The organism is Paenibacillus wuxiensis, from assembly GCF_040195695.1.
Lineage (GTDB): Bacteria > Bacillota > Bacilli > Paenibacillales > Paenibacillaceae > Paenibacillus_B > Paenibacillus_B suaedae.
Window position 1 is genome coordinate 448,957 of the sequence record NZ_JBEFZI010000007.1, and the last position, 12,910, is coordinate 461,866.

The following is a 12,910-nucleotide window of genomic DNA, read 5'->3' on the forward strand; positions in this document are numbered from 1 at the left end:
CGAAAAAAAAGACTACACGGACCTAAGAGGCCGGTAGTCTTTTTTGGTTGTTCGCTCGCGGGAATTCGGCAAGCTCCCAATTGGCTTCTTATCATGATTCATCCGATTCGCCTCGCGTGACACACTGAGCAATATGCCGATACTCGCCATCGTAATGAGCAGCGAGGAACCGCCATAACTGATGAGTGGAAGCGTGACACCGGTTATCGGGATCGTTCTCGTTACGCCTCCGATGTTAATGAAGGCTTGAACGGCAATAATCCCAACGATGCCGACACTAACAAGTGTCCCGTACGTATCTGGACACCGGAGAGCGATCATGATGCCGCGCCAGATGAACATCAAATAAACGATCAGGAATATGCTTGTTCCGATAAAGCCCCATTCCTCGGCGATGATAGCGAAGATGAAGTCATTATACGGGTAGGGCAGATAGAGCAGCTTCTGGATGCTCTGACCGAACCCGGCGCCAGTCCATCCGCCATGAGCGATCGCCTTCAACGATTGCAGGAGATTATAACTGGTATTCTGCGAATCGTGAAAAGGATCGAGCCAGGACTGGATGCGGGCGAATTGATATCCGTCCGTCAGCTTCCCAGGCGATAACAAATAATGCAATCCTAGAACGACAATCACACCTGTCAGTCCTACCAACAGGCAATTCATGATGTGCTTCAGGTTGGCTCCGCCTGCAATGACGATAACACCGGCACAGAAGGCTAGAATCATGGCAGACCCAAAGTCGGGCTGCAGCATGATCAGGCCGACAACGAAGCCGACGATAATCATAACAGGAAAGAGTCCTTTTTTGAAATCTCGAAATTTCTCGCCCTTCTTGGTAATTAAGGCGGCCAGGTACAGAACAATTGATATCTTAGCCAGTTCTGTAGGCTGTATCCCGATTGAACCGACGCCAAACCAGCTGCGTGCTCCGTTCACATCCTTACCTATATACGGGACGAGCATTAGCATTATAATCGTAGCAATAAATAAAGGGATAAATAACTTTTTATACATCCTGTACGGGATATTCATTGCGATTAGCATTGCAATCAATCCAAATCCAGCCCACATGAGCTGACGCTTGCCGAAGTAAAGTGCATCATGGTTGTATAAAGCAGAAACGGCAGCTAGACTAGAACTCGCACTATATACCATGACGACACCGAATCCTACTAGCAATAACGTAAGCACGAGCAAGGTGAAATCCGGCGTGCCTTTGGCTGGTGGAGACGGGGTATCTCGTTTCATGGGTTTATATGTTGTTCTACTCAAATGAGAACCACTACGCGCTAAGCGCTTCCTTCAATTGATGCAGGCGTTGGGTAGCAGTGTTGAGCTGTGCTTGCGGAATGGGTGTTTCGTAATCCAATCCGTGCGGGAAAGACGCACGTCCCATGTAGACCGCTTCGATTGCCAGAATCGCATCTGGCTTCTCCAGCTTGCCTTCCTTCACCCGTGTGTTAATACGCAAATAATAGTCTTCGCTGCCTGCTTCCAGTTTCAAGTCGTATGTAGCACGGTAATACTCCCATTGGCCGCGAAAGAAACCGAGCTTCTCCATTGCTTCATCAAGATAAGCAAGGTCGGATTCAAGCCCGATCAGGCCAGAATTTTCGATTATCATGTACCACTTTCCTCCTTCGAGTTCTCGTCTACCTTGTAAGTACAACCATCTTTACTCTCTACCATGATAGTATGTTTCCTACGCTTGCGCAAGACACCTCTAGCAGGAGCGGATATGGCTCCATATTTCAGGCAGAATCATGCAAAGATGTCTACGAAAGAATGCATGTTATGGTACAATTATGAAAATGGAAACGTAGGGGGAGAGAAGGATGAGTGTGTCTCAGGCATCGTCCTTATGGAAGGAAGCTTTGTCAGCGCAGTTTGAGCAGATGATTGCATGGCGACGTTACTTGCATCAAAATCCGGAACTGTCCTATGAAGAATCGAAGACATCCGCATTTGTAGCGGAACAGTTGCGCTCCTTCGGAATTGAGGTTGAAACCGGCATTGGTGGCAACGGAGTGGTAGGCCGCATTCGCAATGGTGATGGTGCAGTCGTTGCCCTGCGTGCAGATATGGATGCGCTTCCGATTCAAGATGAGAAGCAGTGTGAATACCGTTCACAGGTTGCTGGCGTGATGCATGCATGTGGTCATGATGGACATACGGCTGCGCTGCTGTCGGTAGCTAAGGTGCTGTCAGAGCATCGAAGCCATTGGTCAGGAGAGATACGATTGCTGTTCCAGCCTGCGGAAGAGGTGAGCCCTGGCGGCGCTCAGGCTATGATCCGTGATGGCGCGCTGGAAGGTGTAGATCGGATATACGGCGTTCATCTATGGACACCAATCCCTACAGGCATCATAGCTACGCGTCAAGGGCCGATGATGGCGGCTGTGGATGACTTCCGCTTGACGATTGCAGGGAAGGGCGGGCATGGAGGAATGCCGCATCTGTGCACAGATGCTGTATTAATCGGAGCCTCGCTTGTGCAGCAGCTGCAATCCATCGTTAGCCGCAACGTATCGCCGCTTCAGCCTGCGGTACTATCCATTGGCTCCATACAGGCGGGTACGACCCAAAATGTGATTGCAGAACGTGCGGAATTGAAGGGGACATTACGCTCGTTTGATCCGGATGTCCGCCAGCTGCTTCGTCAGCGCTTCGAGCGTATCGTAGAGCTGACTTGTGCAATGCACGAAGCTGAATATGACTTAGAATTTCGAGTTGGCTATCCGGCACTCGTGAATGACAACAGCGAAGCTGATCGTGTCTTTCGCATTGCAGCAGAAGTGGTGGGGCAGGATTGCGTGCGGGAAGCAGAGATGATGATGCCAGCCGAAGATTTTGCCTATTACGTGAAGCAGATTCAAGGCTGCTTCGTACTTGTCGGAGCTGGTAACGAGGACTACGCTCGTTATCCACACCATCATCCGAAGTTCGACTTCGACGAGTCTGCCATGTTGCTCGCTGGTCAGATGTTGATCGGATTAGCTATGGATGCATTGGCCGAGAAGAAGTAGCCATTGGCTGCCTGTGATATAGTAGTATAGAATACGTAACAGACTCCATTGGATGAGAATAAATTTGAGACAGCTAACCTCTTATTCAGCAATACGTGTTCGGCAATTACATACGTGGCTGAGCATTAGAGCGCACTATACTGGGAGAATGGTTGATAACCTTGGATAATCTCCCCCAATTAGGGCAACCTATGCCTGAATAGGAGGATGCTGATGTCAACGGTACAAGAGGTAATGACGACAAACTGTGCATCATGTACAGTATTGGATAACATCTACGAGGCAGCCGTCAAGATGAAGCAATACGATACGGGATTTATTCCGATAGTTGACGGAGAACGACTCGTTGGGGCTGTAACGGATCGTGATTTGGTGCTTCGCGGCATTGCAGCCAAGCACCCTGGTTCCACGCGGATTTCGCATATTATGACAGAAGAGATCGTTAGCATATCACCGGATACGACGATTGACGACGCAGCTGCATTGATGGCTGAAGAGCAAGTTAGACGTCTTCCTGTCGTGAAGAACGGCAAGCTCGTAGGGGTCGTGTCCATCGGCGACTTAGCGAAACGGACGCCATTTGCGGATGAAGCAGGCCAGGCGCTCAGCGAGATTTCTGAATCGCCTTACACACATTAGGCAAGACATGTAACATGTACAGTTCATCTCGTCTTCTGTTATGAGGAGGGATGGACTTTTTTGCATTTTGTGTTAAGGACAGTTCGGGGATTCTTATATAGATAAAAATACTAACAAGCGAAGGGAGGTGCGGCAAATGACGAAAGAGATGTTTACGCTCGCAGTTCAGCAGGACATGACGATAGTGGTTAATGCGCAGTCCGATGGCTATTCAGTTGTACGCCGAGCTCTTTTAGGATTTGCCGAGTTAGTGAAGAATCCGCACGGGCTGCATACCTTTCGAATGACTCCAATTACGCTATGGAATGCTGCGGCAAGCGGCAAGACTGCGGAGATGGTCTGCTCGGTGCTGGATGCTCATGCAACCTACCCTGTTCCTGTTAAGGCCAAGCAAGAGATCGGGATGTGGATGGGGAGGTATGGCTTATTCGTCCTGCATGGGGAAGAAAAAGAATCCAGCATTACCTTGCATGCTAAGGATGCGAGAGTGTTAGAGCGCATGTTGTCAGATCGAGAGGTCGGCAGATTGTTCACAGGGAAGCCGCAGGATGGAAGCGTCGCTATATTAGCGAAACATCGTGGACGCTTGAAGCGGGCACTTGCTAACGCGGGGTATCCGGTTGTGGATCGGGTTGGATTCAGAGATGGGGAGCCGCTAGATTTCCGGTTTCGAGATGAAGGGGGCTTCCGAGTACGGGATTATCAGCGGGAAGCCGTACGGGCTTTTATCGGCAGTGAAGAACGTGCTGCGGGAGATGGCATCATTGTGCTGCCATGCGGAGCGGGCAAGACAATTGTTGGGATTACGGCTATGACTGAGCTGCAAAGCGAGACTTTGATTCTCACATCGAATACAACTTCAGTGAAGCAGTGGAAGCGGGAAATACTGGCGCGAACGACCCTGTTAGATGAACAGATTGGCGAATATACGGGAAGAACGAAGCAGGTACGGCCGGTAACGATATCTACCTACCAAATGATGACTTACCGTCAAGACAAGGATGGGGAGTGCCAGCATATGCACTTATTTCATGAGCGGGATTGGGGGCTTATCGTTTATGACGAAGTGCATTTGCTTCCGGCTCCTGTATTTCGCACAACGGCAGATTTACAGGCAACCAGACGGCTTGGTTTGACGGCCACACTCGTCCGTGAGGATGGGTGCGAACGGGATGTATTTTCCTTGATTGGTCCGAAGCGGTATGAGCTCCCTTGGAAGGAGCTGGAGCAGGATGGTTGGATTGCCGAGGTGGATTGTGTAGAGGTTCGTGTACCCTTATCAGAGGCTGGCAGACGGTACTACCTTCAAGCCGGCGAGCGAGACAAGGCAAGAATCGCGGGAGAGAATGAATTGAAGATAGAGGCTGTAAAGCGCCTCCTTCAGCGCCATCCCGGTGTTCCAACTTTGGTTATCGGGCAATATTTGCAGCAGTTGGATCAGTTATCGCAGTCACTGAATGCCCCTGTATTGACTGGGAAGACGCCGCAAGAGGAGCGGGAGCAGTTGTATGCGCAGTTCAAGCAAGGAGCTATACAAGTGTTGATTGTCTCCAAGGTTGCTAATTTTGCTGTGGATTTGCCGGATGCTACGGTAGCGATACAAGTGTCTGGCAGCTTCGGATCAAGGCAGGAGGAGGCCCAGCGGTTAGGAAGACTGCTTCGTCCGAAGGCGGATGGGAGACAAGCAAGCTTCTATTCAGTTGTGAGTGAAGATACGAAGGAGCGGGATTACGCCTTGAAGCGACAGCGGTTCCTCGTGGAACAGGGGTACCAATATGCAATTGAGCAACAGGAGGGCAGCCATGAATACGTATCAACTATGGAAGCGGACGGAACAGGATAAGGAGCATCCACGCAGCCAGCAGTGGAGAACATTCAACGACAATCCTGCCCGGATTGCCGAGGCATATGCAGCACTGTCTGAGGAGCATAGAGTCTCGTACGATGTCATGCTCGATCGAACCGCTACTCTCCCTTTCGCATTGGATTCTCTGCGTAAATGGCATGGTCCTCAGGCAACAGGGGCGATGCTGCGCGCTGCTTGCGGATCGTTGTTGAAGTCAGGTCTGTTGGCAAGTGTCCGAACATCATGGGGAGAACGGCTTTTGTTCATTCCGAAGGACATTTACGAGCATTTGCTTGCAATGCGTCTAAACGATGCGTTCTCGAAGAATGATTACGTACCGGAAGGAGCGGAAATGGAAGATGCGTTCCTGTATTCCCTTCATCCTCTCCCTGGAGGCGGTGTAATCTCGGTAGAAGCTTCCAAGGGGATGCTGACTGATTTGTTCCAAATGCTCGTATACGCCATGAATGAAGGCCTTCCGCTTACGGCTAAAGGGAACCTGCATAAGAGGGCAATCACGCGGCTTGATTCCTTGCTTCGTTTGGATGGACAAGCACTTGCATCTTGGAACATCAAAATTCCGTTTGCAGAGTCGTTGCCCGTGCATGTAGCTATCGTGCTGGATATGGCTCTCCGGCTAGGGCTGCTGCGTAAAGCCCCAACTAGCTATGCGGTGCAGATTGAACAGTTGAAGTGGTGGTTCAGCTTGCCTTCGCACGAAGCACTTCGAGCTATAGCCGAAGTTGTGATTGAGCACTATTTGCCTAATGAGGCGTTGGTAAGACATATTGCTTATTCCGCACTTTACTATGGAAGTTTGCGCAAGTGGAGCTCAGAAGAGAGTGTTGTGAACGCTTGTCGGCATCTTGGGTGGCTCGAAGAAACTGAACATACATATGAGGCGGTGCGAGGGCAAATTCGGGACTGGCTGAGAACGGCCCACTCCATAGGGTTGTGCGATGTTGGCACGTCGGATGGATGCTGGATGTTCCGCAGCATACAACAGGAAGAAGGTGTACATCAACGCGTTCTATTCGTCCAGCCCGATTTTGAGATTATGGTGCCGCCTCACACCTCATTTCTCATTCGCTTCGAATTGGAGGTCTTTGCCGAACTGTGGAAGTCCGATCAGATGGACACGTATCGCTTGACTCGTGATTCGTTCGAGAACGGATTGGAGCATGGTCGCTCCGTTCAGTCGGTTCTGTCGTTTCTAGAGAACTGCTCGCTGACGGGAGTACCGGGGCATGTACGCGATGCAATCGAAATGTGGGGTCGTCAATACGGAAGAGTTCAGTTCGCAGAAGTCATTCTGCTTCGTTGTACAGATGCGGATACAGCCCAGGCTGTACAGTGCGCAATGGACAGCTCTGAGCCGCTCAAAAGATGGCTTATTCCCGTAGGTGCCCTCGATTATATTGTCGATCGGGAACATGTTGATGAAGTATCCAATCAGCTGACTCGCTTCGAGCTGCCGCCCTTGCAGCGCTGGGGTGGAGAAGAGCGGATGCGCATGCCATGCCTTTGGCAGGATGAGGTACGCGAACAAGAAGAACTGGAAGCAGATCATGAAGGGCCAGTTTACAGTCCATCCTCATTGCAGTATTATGAAATGGATACCGGTTCGATGGCGCAGGATGTTGATGAGAATAGCTACGACGACATTTCCAGCCAATGGACGAAGGCATTGCGGCCCTATCATACTTCAACGAAGCGTGATATGGTGATGGCCGCCATTCGGCATCAGACACAGCTTGAAGTCGAGGAAGAGGGGCGATCGCACGTGATTGTGCCGCTAACCTCGAAGGTGTCTGATGACAAGCGCTGGGCGGTGACAGCTTACGTATTGCCGTGCCTGTCGAGCGACAAGCCTGTCAACCTGTCTCCTGAGAAGTGGGACAAGGTTCGCTTGATCGTACCGGAGGGGCTTCTGTAGGGTTGGACTGCTATATGCCCTCAATCGCAATACTTTTAAGAGAATTGAGCGTGATAACGTGCCAATAGAAGAAAAGCAAGATGTTGCCGATATGGCCGTTCTGCTCACCAATGCATATGAATTAGGCGACATGATCAACCAGTCAATAGAGGTTGCCGATTATGTGATGTGGAAAGAACGCATGGAAGGCAATGAGCAGGTTAAGCAGCTCGTACGCGAATTTGCCCGTAAGAAGGAACGTTTTGAAGAAGCGGAGCGATTTGGTCACTTCCATCCCGATTATCATAAGGCGAAGGATGAAGTGCTCGCTGTACAGCATGAGCTGGAGTCTATAGAAGAAGTATTTCAATTCAAGCAAGCTGAGGAAGCAGTCGATAAGCTGCTGCACAACTTGTCAGAAACAATTGCTCTTGCAGTATCTGAGACGATCAAGGTGCCGAGCAATGATCCACAACCGAAAGGTGGATGTGGGAGCGGCGGTTGCAGCGGCGGCTGCAGCAGTTGTTCATAGCAGCTCGGCTAGGGGAAAGCGAGGAGAGTTATGATTCCTGAACGGACGGGGTATATCATTTGGGTAAACGATGTGAAAGCAGCGCGCAACTTGGATAAATACGGAACGCTTCACTATGTATCGAAGAAGATGCAGTATGCTGTTCTTTATGTAAATGCGGAGAAGGCAGAAGAGACGGTCAAAAATGTGAAACGCTTGAATTACGTGAAGAAGATTGAGCGCTCGTATCGAAATGAGATTAAAACGGAATACAGTAAGGATGTTCCAGACAAAACTCGTTTTTACGGTATGTAAAATCAGATTAGAGCAGAATAGCAGAACTCTCCATTCTATTTGGAGGGGGCTGCTATTTTTTTGTAATTTCTGATTTTATGTTAAAGATTTCCTAAAATGAAGGAAAAAGTTCTGTCTTGAACTTGTGAACAGTTGGCGCATCATGTAATATATTGGGTATATGTACATAGATATAAAGACCTAACATGGTGGAGAGTGGTGAAGCCAATGAGAGATAAAGTAATGAATCGATGGAGCACCTATGAACCTTTCTATGTGTTGTTAGGCGATAAGAAAGTAGCCAATGTTGTCATTACGAATCATGCACGGGCTCGCTGGAATGATCGTATCGCGAAGGAAGAGGCGGATATTGAGTCTATAGCAGCGTTCATATGGGACAGCTTGAAGCAGAATCGGATCATCTCTTACTACCGTAATGAGCAGGATGTGTTCTTAATCGATGATGATTTGGTTGTGGTAGCAGAGTTCGTGGAATCGGACACGGAGTTCGATTTGGCAGGTGATCCATTGTCTAAGATGATTATCGTTACCTTTCTCGGCAAGATGTCGGAGACGATGGAACTGCGTGATTTGAAGACATATTATTCATGGCTGCGGCATTCGCGGCGCATGACGTTGGTGAAGAATAGCCGCAAACATAGATGAATGCTTCTCCGAGTTGCATCGCATATATAATAGGCCAATCAGATTATCTGATTGGTTTTTTTGATTTGGCAACAGCATCGAGCTGAGTTGGTGCCGGCATGATATCAGTGGGAGGAGAAGTCTTATTGCATCTTACGGATTTACGCTATAATAGAGCAGAAGAGTTAGGAAAGAGGGGAAAGGCGTATGGGGTTGAACTTTCATCAGCTGCATATTTTCTATAACGTCGCAACAAGAGGAAGCTTCTCGGCTGCTGCGCAAGCGCTGCATATGACCCAGCCGGCGGTAACGATGCAGATTCAGGCATTGGAAGAGTATTTCGGAACGAAGCTGCTGCACCGTTCTACGAAGAAGCTGCAATTGTCTGAGGCGGGCCATAAGCTGTTCCCTTATGCACAGCGTTGTATGGAGCTTGTTCGTGAAACAGAGGAAATGATGTCAAATTATACACTCGACTTGCATGGCAAGCTTGTGCTTGCAGCGAGTTTGACCATTGGTGAATATATGTTGCCGCCGTTCCTCGGTCATTTTGCCAAGCTGCACCCGCATTTGGACATCCATATGCGCGTGATGAACAGCTCACAAATTGTAGAGGGGATTCGCAGTCAACAGCTGCATCTCGGGCTCGTGGAAGCTCCGGTAGCGGATAATGACATCCATGTCGAGCCGATTATGGAGGATGAGCTGCTGCTGGTTGTGCCGCGGGATCACTCGCTGGCAGCGGTCAGTGAAGTGAAGCTTGAGGATGTGCTGTCTTATCCATTTGTGCTGCGGGAAATGGGATCGGGTACGCGCATTGTGATGGAGGAAGCGCTTCGCCAGCAGGGAGTTGACCCAGAGAAGCTCCATGTTGTGATGGAGCTAGGAAGCACGGGAGCGGTGAAATCTGCTGTAGAGGCAGGAATTGGCGTAACGATGCTGTCGCCGTATGTTGTACGGCATGAAGAAGCGCTCGGGCTGCTGAAGACTGTTCGCATTCAGCAGGTGAACATGAAGCGACAATTTTATGCGGTTCATGCCCAAGCGGATCTGCTGTCGCTGCCTGCGACGGCACTGCTGACGATGCTGCGCAATCGACATGATAAGGAGCTATTACGATGAATAAGCATGAGGATGACATTCAAGTGGATGAGACGATGTTGTTTGCAAGACAAGGAATGGGCGGTTCTAGTGTCGAGCCAGGCGGGGCGGATCTGCATACCCATACGATAGCTTCCGATGGGATGACATCGCCTGCCTATAATGTGCGGCTCGCCCATTTAGCGGGTCTGAGGGCTCTGGCGATTACCGATCATGACACGGTGCTTGGTGTGCCTGAAGCGATTGAGGCCGGCGCACAGTATGGCATTCACATCGTACCGGGGGTTGAGATCAGTACGGTGGAAGAAGGAATTGATATTCATGTGCTTGGTTATTTCTTAGATATTGAGGATGCGGGATTGCTGGAGCGGTTGGCTGATTTGAGAGCTGTACGGGAGCGGCGCAATGAAATGCTTGTAGCGAAGCTGACGGAGCTGGGAATTCCACTGACGATGGAGGAAGTGGTGTCCGAGCTTGGGCGGCCGCTGTCTCCAGGCGAGACGGTAGGACGCCCCCATATCGCGGATGCCTTGGTTCGCCGAGGCGTTGTTCGTAATATGAAGGAGGCTTTCGATGAGTATTTGGGTGCTGGCGGCAAGGCTTATGTGAACCCGCCGCGCATACGGCCACAAGAGGCAGTGCGGTGGATTCATGAAGCGGGCGGTGCTGCAGTTATGGCACATCCGGGCATCTACCATCGTGATGATCTGGTCATTCAGTTGCTGGATACGGCGCCATGGGATGGCATAGAGGTATGGCATTCGGATCATTCGGAAGAGGACGCGAAGCGTTATAGCGAGATGGCAATTGCAAGAGACTTGCTGCAAACGGCAGGCTCTGACTTCCACGGTGCGCGCAAGGGGGATGTATTCCATGGGGCTTTGGGCGGACGTAGGGTTCATGAGCAAATGGTTCAGCAGCTTCAAGAGCGGTCAGAGCAATATCAAGCGGAGCGAAGAAGCTAAATGAAAATGAACTAAGACCTAGCAAACAAATTCGGGATACTCCTTAACAGGATCAACTTGAACGAATAGAGAAAAAAGACCTGCTGATTAGCAGGTCTTCTTCGTATGTGAGCGGGTTGGTATACTGTGCAAGACTGCGGTTAGCCGCCCTGCTTCACGGTCAGGCTCATGCCCTCAATGCGTTTTGCATCAGGGGTAATGAATAACGTTTTCTGACGTTCGTAGATGACGAACCCAGGTTTGGCTCCGTTAGGCTTCCGCACATGGCGGATAAGTGTATAGTCAACAGGCACCTGGCTGGAATGCTTCGCCTGACTGAAATAAGCGGCAAGCTGGGCTGCTTCCTCTAATGTCGCATCTCCGAACTGTTCGCTGCGTATGACAACATGTGATCCAGGGATATCCTTGGTGTGCAGCCAGGTATCGTTTGGCTTGCCGAGGCGATTGGTTACATATTCATTTTGTAAATTATTTTTACCTACGTAGATTGGAATGTCTTCCGATGACGTGTAGCAATAGATGGTTGGACGTCCATCCTTCTTCTTCCGCTTGTCCTTGCGGCCCCGGTCACGCAAGTAGCCTTGGCCAACAAGCTCCTCTCGAATTTCCTGCGCATCTTGCACCGTTGCATCCTCCAACTGCTGCATAAGCGTTTCAAAATAGCGATTTTCCTCTTTGGCAGCAGACATTTGTTCTTGGACGACGGCGATGCTGTTTTTAGCTTTATTATATTTTTTGAAATAACGCTGTGCATTGTCTGAAGGAGTGAGCAGCGGATCAAGCGGTATCGTCATGGACGCACCGTTCTCATCGTAATAATTGATGAGTGTGATATCTCTATCACCCTTCGTAATCATATGCAGGGATGCAAATAACAGCTCACCCATAATGCGTAATCGATCCGCATCCTGTGCCTCATTAAGCGTTTCCTCTAATTTGTCGAGTTTCTTCGCATTCTTCGTATGCTCCTGTTGCAGGAAGCGGAACAAATCGCCAACACGCTGCTTAATCATGTCGCGCTCGGCCTTGTCCCCATAAAAGTGCTCCATACAGTCACTCATTGTATCGAAGTATCGAGCTTCCCCGTGAATATGGGTAATATTCAGCGCTGAAAAATACGTTTTTCCGCGTTCATCTGCAAGCAGGGTAGGCTTGTACCGCTGATTAGCGACATCGTCCATTGCTTGGAGAAAGGCTTCGCTCAGGTGCTGGGCTAATGTTTCCGGTGTACGCGTCTCCTCGGTGGATTCCGTGGCGGTTGGTACAGCGTACAATCCTGTACGCCATACGATCTCATCGGCCAATCGTGGGCTTACACCCGAGAAGTGCTGGACAAGCCATTTGGACAAATATTTGGAGTCGATGCGTTGTTCCGGTTGTTTCGCTGACTCTTCCGCTTGCTCCACAAACATGGATAGGAAGGTAGCGGGTTCCACGCTCAGCGGATCCAGTTTGTGCTGTTCAGGCGGTGCCGTATATGTGAATCCAGGCATGACGATGCGGAAGCTGCTGATGGCAGGAGTGACATGATGAATGCCGTCAATAATGGTGTATGATGACGGTTCAACAATGATAATGTTACTGTGTCTGCCTGTAAGCTCAATGATGATCTTCTTCAGCGATTCATCTCCAAGCTCATCCCGCGAACGAACGGTAATATGTACAATACGTTCCCGGCCAATCTGCTCGATCTTCTCAATAACGCCGCCCTCGCAATGTTTGCGCATGAGCATGCAGAACATTGGCGGTTCCGGCGGGTTCATGTACGAATGCTCTGTAAAATGAATGCGCGGATACGTTGGGTTGGCGGAGAGCAGCAGTTTGCGATTTTTGCCTCCCGTTCGGATATGCAGAATCAAGTCGTGTTCGGTAGGTTGATATAATTTAAGAATGCGAGCGCCTACCGTCTGTTGCAGTTCATCGACGAGGGCACGGGTTACAATTCCATCTAATGACATTATGAAC

The 12,910-nt window shown here is 49.9% G+C and carries 12 protein-coding genes; 9 read left to right on the top strand and 3 right to left on the bottom strand.

Translation table 11 applies throughout. The features are described 5' to 3' along the window. Positions 1–12 precede the first annotated feature (12 nt). The gene (gene ftsW, locus ABN764_RS18480) at positions 13–1,251 is read right to left on the bottom strand and encodes a putative lipid II flippase FtsW (RefSeq protein ID WP_268624572.1); all 1,239 of its coding nucleotides are present in this window, start codon (positions 1,249–1,251) and stop codon (positions 13–15) included. Positions 1,252–1,285: 34 nt separating this feature from the next. Further along, on the bottom strand, positions 1,286–1,627 hold the full coding sequence (locus ABN764_RS18485) for a YugN family protein (RefSeq protein WP_021256673.1): 342 nt from the start codon (positions 1,625–1,627) through the stop codon (positions 1,286–1,288). A 211-nt stretch (positions 1,628–1,838) separates the two neighbouring features. Here ABN764_RS18485 and ABN764_RS18490 point away from each other — a divergent pair, with 211 nt between their 5' ends. The 9 genes from ABN764_RS18490 to ABN764_RS18530 all read left to right on the top strand — a co-directional run bounded on the left by ABN764_RS18490 (position 1,839) and on the right by ABN764_RS18530 (position 10,945). Then, positions 1,839–3,029, top strand: coding sequence for a M20 metallopeptidase family protein (locus tag ABN764_RS18490; protein ID WP_446672700.1), 1,191 nt, complete (start codon positions 1,839–1,841; stop codon positions 3,027–3,029). A gap of 213 nt (positions 3,030–3,242) precedes the next feature. Next, positions 3,243–3,668 carry a CBS domain-containing protein gene (locus ABN764_RS18495; RefSeq protein ID WP_021256671.1) on the top strand — a complete coding sequence of 142 codons (426 nt, stop codon included), beginning with the start codon at positions 3,243–3,245 and terminating at the stop codon, positions 3,666–3,668. 136 nt (positions 3,669–3,804) lie between these two features. Then, positions 3,805–5,511, top strand: a complete 1,707-nt coding sequence (locus ABN764_RS18500) for a DNA repair helicase XPB (protein WP_446672701.1) — start codon at positions 3,805–3,807, stop codon at positions 5,509–5,511. Further along, the gene (locus tag ABN764_RS18505) at positions 5,471–7,450 is read left to right on the top strand and encodes a helicase-associated domain-containing protein (RefSeq protein ID WP_446672702.1); all 1,980 of its coding nucleotides are present in this window, start codon (positions 5,471–5,473) and stop codon (positions 7,448–7,450) included. The genes ABN764_RS18500 and ABN764_RS18505 overlap by 41 nt, the downstream gene beginning before the upstream one ends. A gap of 91 nt (positions 7,451–7,541) precedes the next feature. Beyond that, positions 7,542–7,961 carry a YlbF/YmcA family competence regulator gene (locus tag ABN764_RS18510; protein WP_021262570.1) on the top strand — a complete coding sequence of 140 codons (420 nt, stop codon included), beginning with the start codon at positions 7,542–7,544 and terminating at the stop codon, positions 7,959–7,961. 30 nt (positions 7,962–7,991) lie between these two features. Beyond that, positions 7,992–8,255, top strand: a complete 264-nt coding sequence (locus tag ABN764_RS18515) for a YlbG family protein (RefSeq protein WP_021256667.1) — start codon at positions 7,992–7,994, stop codon at positions 8,253–8,255. 207 nt (positions 8,256–8,462) lie between these two features. Next, positions 8,463–8,900, top strand: coding sequence for a hypothetical protein (locus ABN764_RS18520; protein ID WP_021256666.1), 438 nt, complete (start codon positions 8,463–8,465; stop codon positions 8,898–8,900). 186 nt (positions 8,901–9,086) lie between these two features. Then, the gene (locus ABN764_RS18525; protein ID WP_142543569.1) at positions 9,087–10,001 is read left to right on the top strand and encodes a selenium metabolism-associated LysR family transcriptional regulator; all 915 of its coding nucleotides are present in this window, start codon (positions 9,087–9,089) and stop codon (positions 9,999–10,001) included. Further along, positions 9,998–10,945 carry a PHP domain-containing protein gene (locus tag ABN764_RS18530; protein WP_446672703.1) on the top strand — a complete coding sequence of 316 codons (948 nt, stop codon included), beginning with the start codon at positions 9,998–10,000 and terminating at the stop codon, positions 10,943–10,945. Before ABN764_RS18525 ends, ABN764_RS18530 begins: the two co-directional genes overlap by 4 nt. A 140-nt stretch (positions 10,946–11,085) precedes the next feature. Here ABN764_RS18530 and ABN764_RS18535 read toward each other — a convergent pair whose 3' ends face one another. Beyond that, positions 11,086–12,903, bottom strand: a complete 1,818-nt coding sequence (locus tag ABN764_RS18535; protein ID WP_268624470.1) for an Rqc2 family fibronectin-binding protein — start codon at positions 12,901–12,903, stop codon at positions 11,086–11,088. Between the last annotated feature and the right edge of the window lie 7 nt (positions 12,904–12,910).